General features: G+C 29.0%; 24 protein-coding genes and 5 tRNA genes. 21 read left to right on the top strand and 8 right to left on the bottom strand.

What is annotated here, in order from left to right; translation table 11 throughout:
- Window positions 1-12 precede the first annotated feature (12 nt).
- Both prfA and rpsT read right to left on the bottom strand, forming a co-directional pair.
- Window positions 13-1,080, bottom strand: a complete 1,068-nt coding sequence (gene prfA / locus CRU94_RS02805; RefSeq protein WP_129105296.1) for a peptide chain release factor 1 — start codon at window positions 1,078-1,080, stop codon at window positions 13-15.
- Window positions 1,081-1,083: 3 nt separating this feature from the next.
- Window positions 1,084-1,344 carry a 30S ribosomal protein S20 gene (gene rpsT, locus CRU94_RS02800; RefSeq protein ID WP_129105295.1) on the bottom strand — a complete coding sequence of 87 codons (261 nt, stop codon included), beginning with the start codon at window positions 1,342-1,344 and terminating at the stop codon, window positions 1,084-1,086.
- Between the two features lie 82 nt (window positions 1,345-1,426).
- Between rpsT and glmM the strand changes: the two genes are divergently transcribed.
- From glmM to CRU94_RS02770, 6 genes are all read left to right on the top strand, one after another.
- The gene (gene glmM / locus CRU94_RS02795; RefSeq protein WP_129105294.1) at window positions 1,427-2,761 is read left to right on the top strand and encodes a phosphoglucosamine mutase; all 1,335 of its coding nucleotides are present in this window, start codon (window positions 1,427-1,429) and stop codon (window positions 2,759-2,761) included.
- Window position 2,762: 1 nt separating this feature from the next.
- Window positions 2,763-3,233 (top strand): signal peptidase II, encoded by a 471-nt coding sequence (gene lspA / locus CRU94_RS02790; RefSeq protein ID WP_129105293.1) that lies wholly within the window; start codon window positions 2,763-2,765, stop codon window positions 3,231-3,233.
- Between the two features lie 61 nt (window positions 3,234-3,294).
- Window positions 3,295-4,575: a 3-isopropylmalate dehydratase large subunit gene (gene leuC / locus CRU94_RS02785; protein WP_129105292.1), complete on the top strand. Its 1,281-nt coding sequence runs from the start codon at window positions 3,295-3,297 to the stop codon at window positions 4,573-4,575.
- Between the two features lies 1 nt (window position 4,576).
- Window positions 4,577-5,170: a molybdenum cofactor guanylyltransferase MobA gene (mobA, locus tag CRU94_RS02780; protein WP_129105291.1), complete on the top strand. Its 594-nt coding sequence runs from the start codon at window positions 4,577-4,579 to the stop codon at window positions 5,168-5,170.
- 85 nt (window positions 5,171-5,255) lie between these two features.
- Window positions 5,256-6,725: an NAD(P)/FAD-dependent oxidoreductase gene (locus tag CRU94_RS02775; protein ID WP_129105290.1), complete on the top strand. Its 1,470-nt coding sequence runs from the start codon at window positions 5,256-5,258 to the stop codon at window positions 6,723-6,725.
- A gap of 27 nt (window positions 6,726-6,752) precedes the next feature.
- On the top strand, window positions 6,753-7,937 hold the full coding sequence (locus CRU94_RS02770) for a rhodanese-like domain-containing protein (protein WP_129105289.1): 1,185 nt from the start codon (window positions 6,753-6,755) through the stop codon (window positions 7,935-7,937).
- 76 nt (window positions 7,938-8,013) lie between these two features.
- Here the strand turns inward: CRU94_RS02770 and rplT are convergent, their stop codons facing one another.
- The 4 genes from rplT to thrS form a co-directional block, all read right to left on the bottom strand.
- Window positions 8,014-8,370, bottom strand: coding sequence for a 50S ribosomal protein L20 (rplT, locus tag CRU94_RS02765; RefSeq protein WP_129105288.1), 357 nt, complete (start codon window positions 8,368-8,370; stop codon window positions 8,014-8,016).
- Between the two features lie 98 nt (window positions 8,371-8,468).
- On the bottom strand, window positions 8,469-8,666 hold the full coding sequence (rpmI, locus tag CRU94_RS02760) for a 50S ribosomal protein L35 (protein ID WP_066157004.1): 198 nt from the start codon (window positions 8,664-8,666) through the stop codon (window positions 8,469-8,471).
- A gap of 131 nt (window positions 8,667-8,797) precedes the next feature.
- A complete protein-coding gene (infC, locus tag CRU94_RS02755; protein ID WP_375153672.1) occupies window positions 8,798-9,292 on the bottom strand; it encodes a translation initiation factor IF-3 in 495 nt (164 codons plus the stop codon).
- A gap of 29 nt (window positions 9,293-9,321) precedes the next feature.
- Window positions 9,322-11,130 carry a threonine--tRNA ligase gene (gene thrS, locus CRU94_RS02750; RefSeq protein WP_129105286.1) on the bottom strand — a complete coding sequence of 603 codons (1,809 nt, stop codon included), beginning with the start codon at window positions 11,128-11,130 and terminating at the stop codon, window positions 9,322-9,324.
- Window positions 11,131-11,236: 106 nt separating this feature from the next.
- Here thrS and CRU94_RS02745 point away from each other — a divergent pair, with 106 nt between their 5' ends.
- Window positions 11,237-11,743: a hypothetical protein gene (locus CRU94_RS02745; protein ID WP_129105285.1), complete on the top strand. Its 507-nt coding sequence runs from the start codon at window positions 11,237-11,239 to the stop codon at window positions 11,741-11,743.
- A gap of 30 nt (window positions 11,744-11,773) precedes the next feature.
- Here CRU94_RS02745 and CRU94_RS02740 read toward each other — a convergent pair whose 3' ends face one another.
- On the bottom strand, window positions 11,774-12,094 hold the full coding sequence (locus CRU94_RS02740; protein ID WP_129105284.1) for a cytochrome C: 321 nt from the start codon (window positions 12,092-12,094) through the stop codon (window positions 11,774-11,776).
- A gap of 96 nt (window positions 12,095-12,190) precedes the next feature.
- Between CRU94_RS02740 and CRU94_RS02735 the strand changes: the two genes are divergently transcribed.
- The 14 genes from CRU94_RS02735 to CRU94_RS02670 all read left to right on the top strand — a co-directional run bounded on the left by CRU94_RS02735 (window position 12,191) and on the right by CRU94_RS02670 (window position 19,834).
- Window positions 12,191-13,519 (top strand): NFACT RNA binding domain-containing protein, encoded by a 1,329-nt coding sequence (locus CRU94_RS02735; RefSeq protein WP_129105283.1) that lies wholly within the window; start codon window positions 12,191-12,193, stop codon window positions 13,517-13,519.
- 62 nt (window positions 13,520-13,581) lie between these two features.
- Window positions 13,582-14,340: a phosphatidate cytidylyltransferase gene (locus CRU94_RS02730; protein ID WP_129105282.1), complete on the top strand. Its 759-nt coding sequence runs from the start codon at window positions 13,582-13,584 to the stop codon at window positions 14,338-14,340.
- On the top strand, window positions 14,337-15,404 hold the full coding sequence (gene dxr, locus CRU94_RS02725; protein WP_129105281.1) for a 1-deoxy-D-xylulose-5-phosphate reductoisomerase: 1,068 nt from the start codon (window positions 14,337-14,339) through the stop codon (window positions 15,402-15,404). Before CRU94_RS02730 ends, dxr begins: the two co-directional genes overlap by 4 nt.
- The gene (locus CRU94_RS02720) at window positions 15,394-15,687 is read left to right on the top strand and encodes a hypothetical protein (RefSeq protein ID WP_129105280.1); all 294 of its coding nucleotides are present in this window, start codon (window positions 15,394-15,396) and stop codon (window positions 15,685-15,687) included. The genes dxr and CRU94_RS02720 overlap by 11 nt, the downstream gene beginning before the upstream one ends.
- Window positions 15,680-16,231 (top strand): RBBP9/YdeN family alpha/beta hydrolase, encoded by a 552-nt coding sequence (locus tag CRU94_RS02715; protein ID WP_129105279.1) that lies wholly within the window; start codon window positions 15,680-15,682, stop codon window positions 16,229-16,231. Before CRU94_RS02720 ends, CRU94_RS02715 begins: the two co-directional genes overlap by 8 nt.
- On the top strand, window positions 16,228-17,223 hold the full coding sequence (gene tsaD / locus CRU94_RS02710; protein ID WP_129105278.1) for a tRNA (adenosine(37)-N6)-threonylcarbamoyltransferase complex transferase subunit TsaD: 996 nt from the start codon (window positions 16,228-16,230) through the stop codon (window positions 17,221-17,223). The genes CRU94_RS02715 and tsaD overlap by 4 nt, the downstream gene beginning before the upstream one ends.
- A gap of 1 nt (window position 17,224) precedes the next feature.
- Window positions 17,225-17,572, top strand: coding sequence for a translation initiation factor (locus CRU94_RS02705; RefSeq protein ID WP_129105277.1), 348 nt, complete (start codon window positions 17,225-17,227; stop codon window positions 17,570-17,572).
- Between the two features lie 9 nt (window positions 17,573-17,581).
- On the top strand, window positions 17,582-18,967 hold the full coding sequence (locus CRU94_RS02700; RefSeq protein ID WP_129105276.1) for an NAD(P)H-hydrate dehydratase: 1,386 nt from the start codon (window positions 17,582-17,584) through the stop codon (window positions 18,965-18,967).
- Complete coding sequence (gene cutA, locus CRU94_RS02695) at window positions 18,964-19,275, top strand: divalent-cation tolerance protein CutA (protein WP_129105275.1); 312 nt, start codon at window positions 18,964-18,966, stop codon at window positions 19,273-19,275. Before CRU94_RS02700 ends, cutA begins: the two co-directional genes overlap by 4 nt.
- A gap of 90 nt (window positions 19,276-19,365) precedes the next feature.
- A tRNA-Pro gene (locus CRU94_RS02690) sits at window positions 19,366-19,443 on the top strand.
- 19 nt (window positions 19,444-19,462) lie between these two features.
- A tRNA-His gene (locus CRU94_RS02685) sits at window positions 19,463-19,539 on the top strand.
- A 20-nt stretch (window positions 19,540-19,559) separates the two neighbouring features.
- Window positions 19,560-19,636, top strand: a tRNA-Arg gene (locus CRU94_RS02680).
- Between the two features lie 5 nt (window positions 19,637-19,641).
- A tRNA-Leu gene (locus CRU94_RS02675) sits at window positions 19,642-19,726 on the top strand.
- Between the two features lie 31 nt (window positions 19,727-19,757).
- Window positions 19,758-19,834, top strand: a tRNA-Gly gene (locus CRU94_RS02670).
- 12 nt (window positions 19,835-19,846) lie between these two features.
- Here CRU94_RS02670 and CRU94_RS02665 read toward each other — a convergent pair.
- Window positions 19,847-20,716, bottom strand: a complete 870-nt coding sequence (locus CRU94_RS02665) for an AraC family transcriptional regulator (protein WP_129105274.1) — start codon at window positions 20,714-20,716, stop codon at window positions 19,847-19,849.
- Window positions 20,717-20,770 lie beyond the last annotated feature (54 nt).

Genomic DNA, 20,770 nt, shown 5'->3' with positions numbered 1-20,770 from the left:
AATAGCTTAAATTTATAAACCGTTTGCTTCAATTAGTCTTGATTGATGATCAGCAATAAGAGGATCAATCACTTCATCAAACAAACCATCTTGCAAAATGTAATCAAGTCTATAAAGAGTTAAGTTGATTCTATGATCAGTTAATCTATTTTGTGGGAAATTATAAGTTCTAATTCTTCCACTTCTGTCACCAGTTCCAACTTGCTCTTTTCTATTAGCACCCTCTGCTTCCATCTTTTTTTCCATCTCAATTTCATAAAGCTTTGCTTTAAGAACCTTCATGGCTCTCTCTTTATTTTTATGTTGAGACTTTTGGTCTTGGTTTGTTACAACAATACCAGATGGAATATGAGTAATTCTTACAGCAGAATCTGTAGTATTAACAGATTGACCACCGTTTCCACTAGCTCTCATTACATCGATCTTTAAATCACTCTCACTTATCTCAACTTCAACATCATCAACTTCTGGCATAACAGCAACTGTTATAGCAGATGTGTGAACTCTTCCTTGAGACTCTGTTGCTGGAACTCTTTGAACTCTGTGAGTTCCACCTTCAAATTTTAGTTTTGAGTAAACATGATCACCTTTTACTAAGATTACAATCTCTTTGTAACCACCAGCTTCACTATCGCTTGAGCTCATAATTTCAACTTTCCAATTATTGTTTTCAGCATATCTTAAATAGCCTCTAAACAAATCAGCAACAAAAAGTGCAGCTTCATCTCCACCTGTTCCTGCTCTTAACTCCAAATAGATATTTCTATCATCATTTGGATCTTTTGGAATCATTAAAACTTTTATCTCATCTTCTAAAACTGGTTTTTTTAGCTCAAGCTCTTTTAACTCTTCTTTTGCCAAATCTCCAAGTTCATTATCATCAAGCATTAATCTATTCTCTTCAATATCTTCAAGAACTTTTATGTACTCTTTTGCTTTTTCTACAATTGGTTCAATACTTGATTGCTCTTTTGATAAAGATGTCATTCTTTTAATATCGCTAGTTATATCAGGACTCATTAAAGATTGAGTTATCTCATCAAATCTAGCAATAAATGGTTGGAGTTTGTCTTTTAGCATAAATTATATAGCATTTACTTTTAATTGAAGTCTACTTACTTTTCTAGCAGCTGTACCTTTTGCTAAAATACCTTTAGAAACGCAGTGGTGAATATATTTGTTTGCAACTTTCATAGCTTCAACAGCTTTTTCTTTGTCTGCACTCTCTACTGCACTTAAAACATCTTTAGTGATATTTTTGATTCTTGTTTTGTAAAATCTGTTTCTTATAGTTTTTACTAATGTTTGTCTAGCTCTCTTCTCAGAAGATTTATGATTTGCCATTTTTTTAACCTCTTTGTAAATTTTTAAAGGATAGAATACTACCCAAAATAACTTAAATTGAGTTTAATTTTAGGAAGATTTAATGAAACTATTTGGAACAGACGGAGTTAGAGGAAAAGCTGGAGAGTTTTTAGATGTAATTACTGTTATAAAACTTGCACAAGCCGCTGGGATTCACTTTAGAAAGCACTCAACTACAAATAAGATACTTGTAGGAAAAGATACTAGAAGAAGTGGTTATATGATTGAAAATGCACTTGTAAGTGGTCTTACATCAGTTGGATATGATGTTATTCAAATTGGACCTATGCCAACTCCTGCAATTGCTTATTTAACAGAGAGTATGAGATGTGATGCTGGAATTATGATAAGTGCATCTCACAACCCATTTGAAGATAATGGTATAAAATTTTTTGATAATCATGGAGATAAACTAAGTGTTGAAGCAGAAAAATCTATTGAAGAGATTTTTAATAACTGTGAGCAATTACAATCAAATCAAGCAACTGGAAAAGATATTGGTTCTTCTAAAAGAATAGATGATGTTATTGGAAGATACATTGTTTCAATTAAGAGCTCTTTTCCTAAAGATTTAACACTAAAAGGTCTTAGAATTGTTCTTGATTGTGCAAATGGTGCTGCATATAAAGTTGCTCCTACAATTTTAGAAGAGCTTGGTGCTGATGTAATTACAATTAATAATAAACCAAATGGATTTAATATAAATGATAATTGTGGAGCTATGCATCCTGAAAATGTTGCAAAATTAGTTCAAGAGTATAGAGCTGATATTGGACTTGCACTTGATGGAGATGCAGATAGACTTGTTGTTGTTGATGAAAAAGGTGAAATTGTTGATGGCGATAAATTAATAGGTGCTTTAAGTGTATATTTAAAAAATGAGAAACTTTTAAAAGGTGACTCTTGTGTTGCAACTGTTATGTCAAATAAAGCTTTAGAGGACTATTTAAATCAAAACCAAATTAAACTTTTAAGAAGTGATGTTGGAGATAAATATGTACTTGAAGTTATGAAAGAGAATAGTTTAAATTTTGGTGGAGAACAAAGTGGACATATAATCTTTTCAGATGCAGCAAAAACAGGAGATGGATTAGCCTCTGCACTTCAAGTTTTAGCTTTAATAATTAAATCTAAGAAAAAAGCTAGTGAAATTTTAAATCCATTTTCTCTCTATCCTCAGATTTTAGTAAATCTAAAAGTAAATGAGAAAATTCCACTTAAAAATATTAAAGGTTTAGAAGAGATTTTAAAACCAATAAGAGAAAAAGGAATTAGAGATTTAATAAGATACTCTGGAACAGAGAATAAAATTAGACTTTTGCTTGAAGGTAAAAATAAAAAAGATGTTGAGAACTCAATGAATCTTTTAGTTGAGTTTTTTAAAAAAGAGCTATAAAATGAGAAAAGAGATAAAAATAGCTCTTACTATTTTCATAACAGTTTTTATAATTGATCAAATTGTTAAGTTTGGTTTTGCAAATTTTGGATGGGATGCAAATGGAAGCGTGATGAGTTTAAAGTTAGCATATAACTATGGTGTTGCTTTTTCTATGTTCTCTTTTTTAGATACATATTTAAAATATATTCAACTTATTATAGTTTTGATTGGATTTATATATTTATTAAAAAATAGAGATATTTTTTATAAATATTACATAGCAATTGCTCTATTAGCAGCTGGAGGGTTATCAAATATTTTAGATAGATTTACTTATGGTGCTGTTGTTGACTATTTTTACTGGCACTATGGTTTTGAGTTTGCAATTTTTAATTTTGCTGATGTAATGATTAACTTATCTGTTGCAATTATAATTTATATGCAAATTGCTGAAAGTAGAAGAGATAAAAAGCTAAAAGAAAAAGCTTAAACAAATTTAGTTATAATCGATGCTAAATTTTTTAAAAAATAAAAATTAATTAGGATAAAAAATGGGTCAAACAATTACAGAGAAGATATTTAGTGAACATGTAGGTAAAAAAGTTTTTGCTGGAGAGATTGTAAGAAGTCCAATTGATATGGTAATTGGAAATGATATTACAACTCCAATTTCAATAAAAGCTTTTGAAGATGGTGGTTTTGAAAAATTAGCAAATCCAGATGGATTTGCAATAGTTTTAGACCACTTTATTCCTGCAAAAGATATTGCAAGTGCAAATCAAGCAAAAATTTCAAGAGATTTTGCTTATAAACACAATCTTAAAAACTTTTTTGATGAAAAAGATATGGGAATTGAGCATGCGCTTTTACCTGAAAAAGGTTTAGTAATTCCAGGTGATGTTATTATTGGAGCAGATTCACATACATGTACGCATGGTGCTTTAGGAGCATTTAGTACGGGAATGGGAAGTACAGATATCTCTTTTGGAATGATTACAGGTGGAAACTGGTTTAAAGTTCCTGAATCAATCAAAGTTGTATTTAAAGGAAAACCAGCACCATTTGTAACAGGGAAAGATTTAATCTTAGAGATTATTAGAATTTTAGGTGTTGATGGAGCTTTATATAAAGCTTTAGAGTTCACAGGTGATACAATCAAATATTTAAGTATGGATGATAGATTCTCTTTATGTAATATGGCTATTGAAGCAGGGGCTAAAAATGGAATTGTTGCATATGATGATATTACAAAAGAGTTTTTAGATACAGTTTCTAAAAATAACAATGGATTAAGAGCTGAACCAAAAATCCACTATAGCGATGAGGATGCAACTTACTGTCAAGTAATAGAGATTGATGTTGAAAAACTTGAACCAGTAATTGCATATCCATTTTTACCATCAAATGGACACAGTGTTTCTCAAGCAGTAAGTGATAATATAAGAGTTGATCAAGTATTTATTGGAAGCTGTACAAATGGAAGATTAAGTGATTTTAAAGTTGCTGCTGAAATCTTAAAAGATAAAAAAGTTGCAAGACATGTAAGACTTATTTTAACTCCAGGAACACAAAAAATATTAAGAGATGCTACAAAACTAGGTTATATTGACACTTTAGTTGATGCAGGAGCAGTTGTTTCAAATCCAACTTGTGGTGCATGTTTAGGTGGATATATGGGAATTTTAGGAGATGGTGAAGTATGTATTTCAACAACAAATAGAAACTTTGTTGGAAGAATGGGTTCAAGAAGCTCAAAAATTTATTTAGCAAATAGTGCTGTTGCAGCTGCAAGTGCAATTAGCGGATATATTACAGATCCTAGAAGCTTATAATATGAATATAAAGCCATTTGAAATAGCTTGTGTTATTTTAAGTGGAGGAAAAAGCTCAAGAATGGGAGAGGATAAATCTCTTCTTCCATTTTCTTCTTCAAGCTCTTTAATAGAGTTCCAATATGAAAGATTAAAACCATATTTTAAAGATATTTATATCTCTTCAAAAATAGATAAATTTGATTTTTTAGATGATAAAACAAAACTAATAATAGATAAAAATCAAACTATCTACTCTCCAATTCTAGCGTTACAAACTATATTTGAAACTTTAGATGATGAAAAAGTTTTTATAATAACAGTTGATACCCCATTTGTAAAAATAGAAACAATAGAAAAACTAATAAACTCTTCAAATAATTTTGAAATAACCATTGCACAAACACTAGAAAAAACTCACAATCTTTGTGGAGTATTTTCAAATAATTTAAATGAAACTATTGAAAAAATGATAAAAGATGATATCCATAAAATAAACTATTTAGTAAAAAAATCAAAATATCAAATTATAAATTTTGATGATGAAAATGAGTTTATAAATATAAATAATAAAAATGAGTATGAAAAAGCTTTAAATTATAATTTAATCAAATAAATAAGATTAAAAATAACTTATAATTAGTAAGTAATTTATTATAATTTATTGGATATCATCATTATATTTTTTAAGGGAGAGTTAAATGAGAAATAAAGAGTTTGAAAAAGCATTTGAAGTAATAGATAGTGAGTTAAAAAAAGCTGGAATTTCAAGAAGAGAGGCGTTTAAGCTAGCAGGTCTTGGTGGAGCAGCATTTTTAGCTGGAGGAACAGAAGCTAGTGCCGCAACTGTTGTAAATGCTAGTGAAGCAAAAGGAAAAATTGTAATTGTTGGTGGAGGATTAGCTGGTATTTCTACTGCTGCTAGATTAGCAAATAGTTTAACAGATCCTGATATTACTGTAATTGAACCAAATTCTAAATCTGTATCATATCAAGCTGGAACTACACTTTTGGCATCAGGAGTTTATGATTCAAAAGATCATTTAACTTATGAAACTAAAGATTTTTTCCCAAAAGGTGTAAAACTTATTTCTGATATTGCGGTGGATTTTAATCCAGATTCAAATGAACTTACTCTGTCTTCAGGTGAAGTTGTAAAATATGATTTTTTAGTTGTTGCTGCTGGAGTTAAACTTGATTTTGCTGCAATAAAAGGTTTAGAAGATATTGGAGAAGCTTATACAAATGGTGATGCTTCTAAAATATTAAATGTTTTTAACAATAATTCAATAACTTCAGTTTACAATATTCAAACTGCTGAAAATATGTGGAAAGAGACACAAAAATTTATTCAAAGAGCAAAAAATGGTGAGAAGCTAAAAGCAGTTTATACAGCTCCAAATACAGCTGTAAAATGTGGAGGTGCACCAAAAAAAGTTATGTATCTTATGAATTCAAGATTAAATGAAGCAAAAGCTAGAGCAAATGTTTCATTAGATTATTATGATGATAGTGGAAGATTATTTGGTGTTAAAGAGTACGCTGATGCTATTGAGAAACAGTTTATTGCAAGAGATATGAATTGGCATTTAAATCATAATTTAGTTGAAGTAAATGTAGCAAATAAAATAGCAATTTTTAATAAACATTGGGAAGAAAAAGGTGCTTATGACCCTGATTTAGAAGAGCATGAAGTTATTAAAAAGAGTGAAAAGATTGAAGTTTCTTATGATTTTTTACACATAACACCACCACAAAAAGCACCTGATGAGATAGGAAAATCGGCAATAGGATCTGCTAGAGGTTGGGTTCCAGTAGATAAAGAGACTTTGCAACATGTTAAGTATAAAAATATATTCTCATTAGGTGATATTGCTGCTGTTCCTATGGGGAAAACAGGTGGAACTGTAAGAAAACAGTATAAAGTTTTAGTAGATAACTTAATTTCAGCAATGGAAGGAAAAGAGTTAAGCTCTAAATTTGATGGATATACAGTTTGTCCATTAATTACAGATATTGGAAAAGTTATGCTAGCTGAGTTTAATTGGAGTGCAAAACCAGCACCATCGTTTCCATTGGATCCAACTCAAGAGAGATGGATATGGTGGTTACTAAAAGTTTATATGTTAAAACCAATGACAATGTATGGAATGTTAAGCGGAAGAGCTTAAAAAATAAAATTTAAAAAAGGAGTTAAAATGAGAAAATTATTGAGTGCTTTACTGTTTTTAAGTATGTTTGTATTTTTAAATGCAAATGAAGTTGGTGCTTTAAAGGAGCCTACAAGTGAAGTAAAAGAGTTGATACAAAAGTATAAACTTAAAGAGGTTGATTTTAATTATGTAAAAAAAGCTATTGGAGTTGGAAATAGAGGTTCTGTTGAAGCAGTTTTAATTGATGCAAGACCAGCTGCAAAATATCAAAGAGGAACAATTCCATCAAGTTTAAATATTCAAGATAGTAGTTTTGAAGAGGATTATAAACAGATATCAACTTTGGATAAAAGTAAAGAGTTAATTGTTTTTTGTGGTGGTTATAACTGTATAAAAAGTCCAGTTGTAGCAAATTTATTAAAAAATAAAGGGCATAAAAATGTTAAAGTTTATAGTGCTGGTGAGCCTGAGTGGTCTAAAAAGAGTTATTTAGAAGTTGGAACTATTGTTGCAAAAACATATTTTGAAAATAATAGTGCGCTTTTAGTAGATGCAAGACCATATACAATGTTTTTAAAAGAGACAATTCCTGGAAGCATCTCAATTCCTGATACATCTTTTGATAAGTTAGTTGGAAGATTTCCTATAGATAAGAGTGAAAAAATATTAGTATTTTGTTCAGGATTTATTTGTGAAAAATCTCATATTGTTGCATCAAAGCTTTATGATTTAGATTATAAAAATGTAGTTGTTTATGCAGGTGGAGTTCCACAATGGAAAAAAGAGTCTCTTCCAACAACTGCAAGTTCTTCTAAAAATATTGATAATAAACCTAAAAAAGAGAAAAAAGAGTTTAGTAAAAATGGAGCAAAACTTGGAAGCGATGAGGGTACTATTGATGGTGAGTGGTTAAAAGCACTTATTTTAGAGAATAAAGTTCCAAAAAATCTTCAAATAGTAAATGTTTTACCAGCTAAAGATTTTAAAAAGGGAAATATTAAAGGTTCAATAAATATTGAAGCTGAAAAACTGAGTGCAAAAGAGCTTTTAGCAAAATTACCAAAAGATAAAACTGTTGTATTTCATTGTACTGCGGGATCAAGATCTTTGGAAGCTTGGATGAAATTACAAAAAGCAGGTATTGATATGAGTGAAATCTTATATTTTGATGCAAATGTTATGTGTAGTGGAGATAGTTGTAAAATTGATGTAAATGAGCCTTTAGAATAAGGCTTGTTTATAAATCAGATATAAAAAAAGGGAGGGCTTTAAAACCCTCCCTTTTTTATTATTTATTGCAAATTTATTATTTAAGAGCTGCTTTAGCTTGAGAAACTAAAGTTGCAAATGCAGCAGAATCATTCATAGCAAGATTTGCTAAAATTTTTCTATCTAGTTCAATTCCAGCTAATCTAAGACCATTTATAAATCTTGAGTAGCTAATATCATTTAATCTACAAGCTGCATTGATTCTTATAATCCAAAGCTTTCTAATATCTCTTTTTTTCTGTCTTCTATCTCTATAAGCATAAACAAGGCTTCTTTCTAATTGCTCTTTAGCTTTTCTAAAGTGTTTACTTCTTCCGCTATAGAAACCTCTTGCTAATTTTAATACTTTTTTGTGTCTTCTTCTTCTTACAACACCAGTTTTTACTCTTGGCATATTTTTCCTTTCTTTACCATTATTTTTAATAAGGTGTCAGCATTTGCTGAACTTGTCCAATAAATTGGAGGGACAAAATTACTAAATAATTTTAGTAATTACGCTAAACATAAAGTTGAAAGAACACCATTTAAGTTTGTACTATGTACAGTTTGTGGTCCTCTCAAATTTCTTTTTCTTTTTTGAGTTTTTTTAGTTAAAATGTGGCTTCTAAAAGCAGAACCTCTTTTGATAGTTCCATTTTTCTTTACTTTGAATCTTTTAACAGCACCTTTAACGCTTTTCATCTTTGGCATAAAGAAATCCTTTCATATAAATTTGCATTTTCATAATGAAAAAGTTTTGCATTATACTTAAAAATATATTAATAAAAGTTTAAAAATAGGAGAGTATAAAAGAGATAGAATCTCTTTTATATTTAAATAGTTTAGTCTTTTTTAGGAGTCACTAGAAGATTTACATATCTTCCTTCTAGTTTTGGTTCTTTATCCATAACTGCAATATCTTCAACCATAGTCCAAATTTTATTTAAAACTTCAACTCCAGCATCAGGATTTGACATCTCTCTACCTTTTAGAAAAACTCTAAATTTAACATGATTTCCTTCTTCTAAAAACTCTCTAGCATGTTTTACTTTATAGCTAATATCATTTTCAGCGATTTTAACAGATAGTTTTATCTCTTTAACCACTATTACTTTTTGGTTTTTCTTAGCCTCTTTTTTCTTCTTCTCTTGTTGATATTTAAATTTGCTATAGTCCATAATTTTTGCAACAGGTGGAGTTGCATCTGGAGCTATTAAAACTAAATCTAGTCCAACTTCATCTGCAAGTGCAAGAGCTTGTGAAGTTGGAATAATTCCATAGTTTTCACCACTATCACTTGTACATCTAAGTTCTTTTGCTGTGATGTCCTCATTCATAATTACATCATCTTTTCTTCTATCTTTACTCAAATTTTACTTCCTTTTACTATTTTATTTAGATTGTTTATAAACTCATCTTTACTTATATTTGATTGTTCTCTTTTTCTTCTATCTCTTAAAGCTATCATACTGTTTGCAACTTCTTCATCTCCAAGTACCACAATCATAGGAACTCTTTGTTTTTCAGCCATTCTAATTCTTTTATTTAGACTCTCATTCATATCATATATGCTTGAATCAATACCATTTTCTAAAAGCTCTTTTTTTAACTCTTTTGCATAAGCCACATGAGGCTCTGCAATTGGTACAAAAATAACTTGCGTTGGAGCTATTGCAAATGGGAATTCACCAGCACAATGCTCTGTTAAAATTCCAATAAATCTTTCAAATGAACCCAAAATTGCTCTATGAATCATTACAGGTTGCTCTTTTTCACCTTTGTCGTTAATAAACTCAGCTTTAAATCTTGAAGGTAAATTCATATCAATTTGCACAGTACCACACTGCCATTTTCTACCAATTGCATCAAGAATTTTTATATCGATTTTTGGACCATAAAATGCTCCTCCACCTTCATCAATACCATAAGAGATATTTTTTTCATCCAAAGCATCCATAATAGCTTTAGTTGTTTTTTCCCAAAAAATATCATCACCGATTGCTTTTTCTGGTTTTGTAGATACTTCAATCTCATATTTAAAGTCAAATAGTTTTAAAAGTGAATCAACAAACTCTAAAACTTCAAATATTACATCTTTAACTTGATTTTGTGTACAAAAAATATGTGCATCATCTTGAGTAAACTCTCTTACTCTAAATAATCCGTGCATAGCTCCACTCATCTCATGTCTATGAACAACACCATATTCAAAAAATTTAAGAGGCAAATCTTTATATGAAACTAAATCATTTTTAAATATTTGAATATGACCAACGCAGTTCATAGGCTTAATTCCATACTCTTGCTCATCAATTGTTGTAAAGTACATATTCTCTTTATAGTTTGCATAGTGTCCTGATATTTTCCACATTTCAGATTTTAATATCTCAGGTCCACGAACAGGTTCATAACCTCTAACTCTGTGAGCTTTATATAAAAGGTGTTCTAATTTACTTCTAAGTCTTGCTCCATTTGGAAGCCAAAGTGGAAGTCCAGCTCCAACATCATCACTAAAAGTAAATAGTTCAAGCTCAGTTCCTAGTTTTCTATGATCTCTTTTTTTCGCCTCTTCAATCATAGTTACATAGTCATTTAGAGCTTTTTTATCAAAAAATGAGATACCATAAATTCTTGTAATCATCTCATTTTTTTCATCTCCACCAAGATATGCACCAGCAACTCGTGTTAGCTTAAAACTTCTAATCATTCTAGTATTTGGTAAGTGAGGACCTCTACATAAATCTTCAAAATCACCTTGCTTATAAATAGTTAGAGTTTCATCTTTTATATTTTTTAAAACAGCTTGTTTTAGTTCATCATGTTTGAATTTTTCATAAAATTCGTCTTTTGATGTCTCATATCTTGTAATAGGAAGTTTTCTATCAGCAAGCTCTTTCATCTTCTTTTCAATTCTTGGTAAATCTTCATCTGAAATTTTACTATCAACTTTAAAATCATAGTAAAAACCTTCATTTACAACGGGACCAACAAAGAACTTTGCTTCTGGATATAACTCTTTAATAGCTTGTGCCATAAGGTGAGCAGTTGAGTGTCTTAAAATCTCTAAAGACTCTTTTGAGTCATCTGCTTTAATAATATCTCCTTGGATATTTAAAGCTTCAGCAGTCTGAAGGTCATATATTTGACCATCTTTTAATAAACCAATTTGTTCCAATGATTTCCTTCTTTCTGTTTTTTATTAAAATGCAATTATTTTATCTTAAAAAAACTTAATCTTATAATATATAGAGATATTTAATAAAAATAAGTTACAATTTCTTATGATTATAAACATTTCAAAGATAAAAACAGAAGCACTTTTACTATTTTGTAGAGATTTAATTGATTCATATAAAGATATGAAATTTGATTTTGGTATCAATAAAGAGTTAGAAAAACAATTTTTAAATATAAATGAAAATATCTATAAAGAGTTGAATTCTGTTTTAAAGCCAAGTAGTTATTATATACAAAATCAGAATAATTTTAGAATCAAAGCTATATTAAAAGCGTATAACTATCTCAATAAGCAAGTTTCAAATAGATTAAAACCAAATGAGAAGTTTAATCCTTCAATGCTCTATTTTTCACTTTTAGCTCTTTGGTTTAATGAGTTAAATAAAGAGAGTCGAAGTAAAGAGTATATATTTTTTATTCTCTATCCATATTCAAATATTTATGATAAGTTTTTAATAAATATCGATAATCTTGAGTATAGGAATATTAATATAAAGATGATTGAGTTAGCTGAAGATACTATTTTAAAATTTGATAATTTTGTAGTATAAAGGAGTTAATCCTTTATACTTAATTGAAATTTAGCAAGAAGGAACATTTCCTGAATCACTTGCAAACTCTATAGAGAAATCCATAATATTATTTATAAGATTTGGTTTCAGAGTTCCCATCTCATAGCTTGGGCATATTTTTTTAATCTCTTCTTCTGCTTTTCCATCAGCTTTTATCTGTTTCCACTCATCTTGAGTATGTTTTAATGCAAATTTTGCACCATCCATTCCACAAGGCTCCTTTAAAAACTTAATAAAGGCTTTTTGACCTCTTGCTGAATCTGCGAAAGATGCAGTTGCTGTTAAACTTAAAGCTAAAATTGAAGCTATGAATATATTTAATAGTTTCATACTATTCTCCTAAATAAAATTTAGCTACAATTATATCTACTAGATATAAAAATCTTCTGAAAAATAGATAAAATAGAAAAATGAATGGATATATAAATGAGATATTTTTTACTAAAACTTTTTGTAGAGTATTTAAGGCTAAATGCCCAAAATATAAAGAACATAAGAAGAGTTGAGAACAATACTATTATAATTGAATTTAATAATAAAAACATTATATATTTTGATTTATCAAAAAATAATAGTTTAATTTATAAAACAAAAGAGCCAATATCATCAAAAAAAGATTTTAATGCCCCTTTTGATGTTGTTTTGCAAAAAAGATTTAATAACTCAAAAATTGAAAAAATTGAACTTTATAACGATGATAAAATTATAAATATAGTTGTAAATTCAAGTAGTTCATATAAAAAACAGATCTCTATATTGCAATTGGAATTTACTGGAAAATATACAAATATTATAATTTTAGATGAAAATAGAGTTGTTTTGGAAGCTTTAAGGCATATTGATGAAGAGTCATCTTTTAGAGTTGTAAAAGTTGGAGTGAAACTACAAGAGATTCCAAAAAAAGAGTTTGTGGCAAAAAGTGAGAATATAGATGATATTGAAGAGTATTTATATACTATTTATGAGCAAAAAGAGCAAAACAGTTTACAAGTAGTAAAAAAACAGAAAATTGATTTAGTATTAAAAAATATAAAAAAATTACAAAATCTTCTGAAATCTCTACCAAAAAAAGAGGAGTTGGAGCTTGAATCAACAAATTTATACAATAAAGCAAACTTACTTTTAGCAAACCTTCACAATATTTCGCCATATCAAAAAAGCGTTATTTTAAAAGATTTTGAAGAAAATAGTATAGAGATAGATTTAAGTAGCATAAATAATCCTTCAAAATATACAAATGAGTTATTTAAAAAAGCAAAAAGATTAAGACAAAAAAGCCAAAATATTGTTATTGAAGAGAAAAATATAAAAGAGAAACTAGAGTTTTTAAAAAGATTGCATCAAAACTTAAATCTTGCAAAGAGTATTGATGAGTGTGAATTTTTATATCCAAAAAAAGAGAAAAATCAGACAAAAACTAAAAAAGAGAAAAATTATGAGAGTTTCTTTTTTGAAGGTTTTAAAATAATGCTTGGAAGTAATGAAAGAGAGAATATCTATCTTCTTGAAAACTCAAAAGCTAGTGATTTTTGGTTTCATCTAAAAGATAGACCATCTTGTCATGTGATTGTGCAAAATAGTAAAAAAGAGTTGCCACAAGTTGTTATTGAAAAAGCTGCAACACTTTGTGCAAAATTTAGTTTAGATAGTGGTGGTGTATTTGAAGTAGATTTTACTCAAAGAAGAAATGTAAAAATACAACACGGTGCCAATGTACTTTATAATCCTTACAATACAGTTGTTGTAAAAATTTGATTAAGAAGTTAAAGCTTATTTTTAGTATCATATTAGCATTTTAAATATAAGGTTAGTCTGCTATGTTAGAAATTATTGGAAATTTATCAACTAGGGTTAAAACTGGAATAGTTTTAACAATTTTTGTACTATTTATAGGAATTATAGACTCATATTTTCTATTTTGGTTATTTTTTGGAACTTTACTAATGATTGCAGTAAGTGAGGCTAAAAACTTATATAAACTTGAAGATAAGAGTATCTATATTTATGTTTTACTTCTTTGGATAGCAATATATTTTTATCCATCACCAATTGATTTAATATTTATTGTTGCTATTGGATATGCTTCTCAAATTGCTTATAAAAGAAAGCTTGATAAAAAGATGATTCTACCACTTCTTTATCCAACAGCCTCTTTTGTATTTTTAATGACACTTTATAGTGAATTTGGTGTAATGGTTCTATTTTGGCTTTTAGTTATAGTTGCATCAACTGATATTGGAGCATATTTTGTAGGAAAAACTTTTGGAAAAACTCCATTTTCTGAAACAAGTCCAAATAAGACTTTAGAGGGTGTTTTTGGTGGTATGGCTTTTGCAATTGTTTTAGGGACATTAACTTCTATAAGTGATATCTCATTTTTTGGAGCCGTTTTAGTTTCAGCTGTTGTATCTCTATCTTCGATATTTGGAGATCTGTTTGAGAGTTACTTAAAAAGAGCTGCTGAGGTAAAAGATAGTGGAAATATTTTCCCAGGTCATGGTGGAGTTTTAGATAGAGTTGATGGATATCTGTTTGGAGCAGTTGTTATGCTTGTTATGTTAAGGATAATTATTTGATTATTCTTGGAAGTACAGGATCTATAGGAGTAAATACATTAAGGGTTGCTAAAAGATTCAATTTGGATGTTGAGGTTTTAGTTGCTGGAAAAAATATTGATTTACTAAATACTCAAATAAAAGAGTTTAATCCCAAAAGAGTAGTTATCTCTTCAAAAGATGATTTACATAGAGTAAATCATCATAATGTATATTTTGGAGAAGAAGCAATTTTAGAAGCAATAGAAGAGGGTAGTTCAAATATTGTTGTAAATGCTTTAGTTGGATTTTTAGGATTAAAACCTAGCTTAAAAACAATCGAGTGTGGCAAAAAGTTAGCTTTGGCAAATAAAGAGTCCTTGGTTGTGGCTGGAAAATTTATTGATCAAAAAAAATTAAGTGCAATTGATAGTGAGCACTTTGGACTTTGGTATCTGCTTCAAGATAAAAAAATTGATTCAATGACTATAACTGCAAGTGGAGGTTCATTTAGAGATTATCCACTTGAAAAGTTAAAAAATGTAACAGTAAAAGAGGCACTTAACCATCCAAATTGGAAAATGGGAAATAAAATAACTATAGATAGTGCAACTATGACAAATAAGATGTTTGAACTAATAGAAGCAGCTTGGCTATTTAATACAAAAAAAATAGATGCAATAATTGAGCCAAAATCTTTAGTTCATGCATTTATAAATTTTAAAGATGGAAGCACAACAGCACATCTTGCAAATGCTTCTATGGAGTTACCAATTGCTTATGCAGTGTTAGGAAAAATAGATAGTGAAATATTAGAACCTGTAAATCTTTTGGAGATATCTAATTTAGAGTTTAAAAAGATAGAAGAGAGCAGATATCCAATTTGGGAAATTAAAAATGATGTTTTAAATAATCTTGATTTAGGAGTTATTTTAAATGCATCAAATGAAGTTGCTGTATCAAAATTTTTAAGTGGTAAAATTGGATTTTTGGATATTTCTAAAATTAGTTTGGATGCAGTTAATAGATTTTCAAATTTAAAAGCTTCAAATATAGATGATGTTTTTTTAATTGATAAAGAGGTTAGAAATTATTATGAGTCTTGATTTACTATTGCCATTTGGATTTTTAATAGGTTTAACAATTTATTTAATCTATTCAAGAGATAGATTTGAAAAAAATATTATAACTATTTACGAGAATAAATTAAAAGAGTGGAAAAAACACTCTTCTAGTGATGAAAAAAAAGTAGAAAAGAGTAAAGAGTTTGTAGCTCTTGTTTTTAAAAAAGATTATAAATTTTATATAGAGTATTTTGATAAGAGTATTGAAGATAGTTTAAAAAGAGCAAAATTTGAAATAAAAGAGTATGGAAGTAAAGATGAGTAAAAGAGTTTTAATTTTACATGGACTTAGTGGAAGTAATTTTCCTCATTGGCAAGCACATTTAGCAAGTGATTTAATAAAAGAGAACTATATAGTATCTTTTCCTGAGCTACCAAATAAAAATAGTCCAAATTTACAAGAGTGGAAAGATTTTGTAAAAAAAGAGATAAAGCACTTTGAGCCAGAGATTGTAGTTTGTCACTCTTTGGCAAATATTTTGTGGTTTCATATTTGTGATGAACTTGATATTAGTTTGGATAAATTAATGCTCGTTGCTCCTGTTAGAAATGAAGAGTTAAAAGAAGCAAAGAGTTTTTTCCCTTATCCTATATCAAAAAATTTAAGAGCAAAAGAGATTATAATGGCAGCATCTACAAATGATCCGTATATGAGTTTAGAAGAGGCTATAGAGTTACAAATTAGATTAAATGTTGGGATGAAGATTATGGAAGATGCAGGGCATATAAATCCTGATTCTGGTTTTGGAAAGCTTGATTGCGCATTAGATTGGATAAAAAGAGTTGAGCAGTGTGAGGAGAATCTATGATTTTAGCTATTGAATCATCTTGTGATGACAGCTCAATATCAATTACAAAGATAGATACATTAGAGTTGCTTTTTCACAAAAAGATTTCTCAAGAGTTACAACATAGTGTTTATGGAGGAGTTGTTCCTGAATTAGCAGCTAGGCTTCATATTGAAGCTTTGCCAAAAATACTTGAAGAGTGTAAAGAGTATTTTAAAGATTTAAAAGCAGTTGCAGTTACAAATGCACCAGGATTGAGTGTAACTTTAACAGAGGGTGTTGCTATGGCAAAGGCCATTAGCATAGCTTTAAATATACCAATTATTGCAGTTAATCATCTAAAAGGTCATATATACTCACTTTTTATAGAAAAAGATGCTATTTTTCCAATAACTGTACTTTTAGTTTCAGGTGGACATACGCAAATAGTTGAAGCAGATAGTTTAACACAGATGAGCATATTAGCAAGAACACTTGATGATAGTTTTGGAGAGAGTTTTGATAAGGTTTCAAAGATGTTAAATCTTGGATATCCAGGAGGACCAATAGTTCAAGAGTACTCTTTAAAAGGAGATATGAATAGATTTGATTTTCCAATTCCACTCTCTCAAAGTCCTAAAATAGAGTTTAGTTACTCGGGACTTAAAAATGCAGTTAGAATAGAAATAGAGAATTTAGAACGCACCACTTTAACACAACAAGACAAATATGATATAAGTGCGAGTTTTCAAAAAGCTGCAGTTGAACATATTATGCAGAAATTAAGAAAACTATTTAAGCAAAAGAGTATAAAAAATTTTGCTATTGTTGGTGGGGCTAGTGCAAATTTATTTTTAAGAAGCCAAATAGAGAAGCTTTGTGAAAAATATGATACAAATTTATATTTAAGTCCTTTAAAATATTGCTCTGATAATGCAGCAATGATTGGAAGAGTTGCAGTTGAGCAATTTAAACAACAAGATTTTATAGCTATAGATAATCTTGATGTTCAAACAAGAGTTAAGGAGTATTAAAATGGGTATTGTTGAAAAATTAACTTTTGGTTTAGGTGCAAAACTAGAGGGAAATGTTTTAGATACAAAAAAAGAGGATAAAAAAGTTTCAAAAAAGAGTTCAAAAACTATTTTACCAAAGATACAACATCAATTAGTTTTTGGATTTGAAAAAAGAAATGGAAAACCTGTAACAACTGTTGGAAAATTTCAAATTGAAGATGAGAGAATAAAAGAGATCTTAAAACTTTTAAAAAGTAAACTTGCTTGTGGTGGATCTATAAAAGGTGAAACTATTGAGATTCAAGGTGATTTAAAAGATAAAATAAGAGTAATTTTAGTTGATAATGGATGGAAATTTAAAAACTAAAGGTTAGATATGAAAAAAATATTTGATGAGGTTCAAAGTTTAGATAGAAGAGCTATTGAAAAATATTTTCTAAGCGAAGATGTTTTGATGGAGAATGCAGCCTTATCAATATTTAATTTTATTAAAAAAAATTTTAAAAAAAACAGTTCTGTTTTAATTGTTTGTGGAAGCGGAAATAATGGTGCTGATGGTTTAGCGTTGGCAAGATTACTACAAAATAGCTACAAAGTAAAAGTTCTACAACATATAAAAGTAAAATCACCTATGGCAATAATTCAAGAAAAAAGAGCAAAAGCCTTAGGTGTTGAATTTGTTACAAAATTAGAGAAGTGTGATATCTTAGTTGATGCAATCTTTGGAACAGGATTATATAAAGATATATCTTTTGAGGCAAAAGCTTTATTAGAAGAGATGAATAAATTAGATGCTTACAAAATAGCTTGTGATATTCCAAGTGGAATTAATAAAGATGGATTAATTAAAGAAATATGCTTTAAAGCTAATACAACTATTACAATGGGAGCATATAAAACTTCACTATTTGGTGATTTAGTAAAAGATTTTGTTGGAAAAATAAAAGTTGGTAATTTAGGAATTCATAGTGATTTTTTTCAAACTTCTAGCAATAAGTTCCTTCTTCAAAAAAGTGATTTAAAACTTCCAAATAGGGAGTCTAAAAATTCAAATAAGGGTAGCTTTGGACATTTAAACATAATTTGTGGCGAAAAAGAGGGTGCTTCTATAATCTCTTCAGAGGCTGCTTTTGTTTTTGGAGTTGGGCTTGTAACTGTGATTAGTAAAAATAAGATTTTAAGACCAAGTTTTTTAATGCAAAGCGAAGATTTTAGCAAAAACTGTACGACAGTAGCATTTGGAATGGGTTTGGGATTTATAGAAGATAGTTTAATAGATAAAATAGTTGCTTTAAAATTACCAAAACTTTTAGATGCAGATATTTTTTATAACAAAAGAGTGCTTGAATTTTTGGAGCAAGATTGTGTATTAACTCCTCATCCAAAAGAGTTTATATCTTTGTTAAAACTTACAAATTTGGCAGATATAACCATAAAAGAGCTTCAAGTAAGAAGATTCTTTTATGTTGAAAAATTTACTCAAAAATATCCAAATGTTACAATTTTATTAAAAGGTGCAAATGTTATTATTGCACAAAATAGTCAAATTTTTGTAAACATATTTGGAAGTTCAAAATTAAGCAAGGGTGGAAGTGGTGATGTTTTAAGTGGACTTATTGCTTCACTTTTAGCACAAGGTTATAGTAGTTTAGATGCAGCAATTAGTGGAAGCTTAGCACATACACTATCAGCAAAGCATTATAAAAAAAGAAGTTACTCTATGACTCCTAAAGATATAATAGAAGGAGTTAAAACATTATGAATATAACAATTATTAAAACAACTTGTAAAAATAAAAAAGAGGCTAAAAAAATATCAAAAAGTTTAATAAAAGATAAACTAGCTGCTTGTGTACAGATGCAAAAGATTAAATCACTTTATTTTTGGAATGATAAACTTTGTGAAGATAAAGAGATTCTTCTAAGTATAAAAACAAAAAAAAGTTTATTTTCACAAGTAAAAGATAAAATCTTAGAACTACATAGCTATAAAGTTCCACAAATAATTGAGCTTGAGATAACAAATATTAGTGAAAATTACAAAAAATTTATCGAAAAAAACACAATTTAGGAAAAAAAACAAAAAATATTCAAAAAGTACTTGACAAAAAGATTTTTATATAATATAATTCCGTCCACTTTTTGAATTAAATGTGTTTATCGGGGCGTAGCGCAGTCTGGTTAGCGCACCTGGTTTGGGACCAGGGGGCCGGAGGTTCGAATCCTCTCGCCCCGACCATTAGGACTTAAAGTTTATGGTAGGTATAGCTCAGTTGGTTAGAGCATCGGGTTGTGGTTCCGAGGGTCGTGGGTTCGAGCCCCATTATCTACCCCATTTTTCAATTAGTATTAAATGCTTCCATAGCTCAGCTGGATAGAGCAACGCCCTTCTAAGGCGTAGGCCGTACGTTCGAATCGTACTGGGAGTACCATTTTAGCGGATGTGGTGAAATTGGTATACACGCCAGACTTAGGATCTGGTGCCTCACGGTGTGAGAGTTCGAGTCTCTCCATCCGCACCATCTAAAATTATATTTTAGATTATTTATTGTTGCGGGAGTAGCTCAGTTGGCTAGAGCTTCTGCCTTCCAAGCAGACTGTCGCGAGTTCGAGTCTCGTCTCCCGCTCCACTTTTAAAATCATTAAAAATCAATCGAAACAAAAAAACTAAACTCCAAATTGTCATTTATAAAATCAAGATTTTCATATATTGCATAAGATGGCTTTGTTGTAGTTTCATATTCACTTTTTGGTAACCATTCATGATAAACCCATTGAATAAAAGGTAGTAAATCTTCATTTTTACATTTTAAATCAAATCTTGCATAAACACCCTCTGCAATATTAAATTTTGGAATTCTGTCGCTTTTAACATCACAATCATCTTCAAGGATTATACAAGCAATATATTGACACTCTTCAAGTGGAGTGATTGTAGGATTATCATGAAATAAAGATGCTTTTTTATATTTTTTAATATTGTTTGTTAAAAGCCAAGTTTCTAGCTTTTGCCAAGTTAACTCAATATTTTTATCATACCCTCTATTTCTAATATAATAACTCTCAATAGCTGGATTTTTAACAATAGTAGGTACTATTGAGTCAAAGTTAGTTTTAGATTTCAATGAAAATTTTGATTGGTTTATAATATTATTTGAATACTCTTTATAACCACCATTTTTCCACTCTTTTGGACTCATCCCAAATCTCTCTTTAAATATTTTAATAAAAGAAGATTGTGATGAATAGCCACACGAGTTTACAATACTAGAAATTGTTGAATATTTATTTGTTAATAGTAAATTTGAAGCTTTTTGAAGTCTAATTGATTTAATACTTTCATAAATATTTCTTCCAAAAATCTCTTTAAAAACTCTATGCATATGAAATTTGCTAATTCCCAAATCAATACTTAACTCTTCAATATCAATATTTGTGTCAATATGTGTATAGATATAATACATAATATCGTTTGCAATATTTGTTCTTTTTTCTAAAGTCTCTTTTTTCATAATGAAATGATAGCAAAATATATATAAATTTAGCACTATACAACAATTTATAAA

Source organism: Arcobacter sp. AHV-9/2010 (genome assembly GCF_004116575.1).
In the GTDB taxonomy this organism is placed as follows: domain Bacteria; phylum Campylobacterota; class Campylobacteria; order Campylobacterales; family Arcobacteraceae; genus Aliarcobacter; species Aliarcobacter skirrowii.
This window is presented reverse-complemented; position numbering and strand designations above follow the sequence as displayed.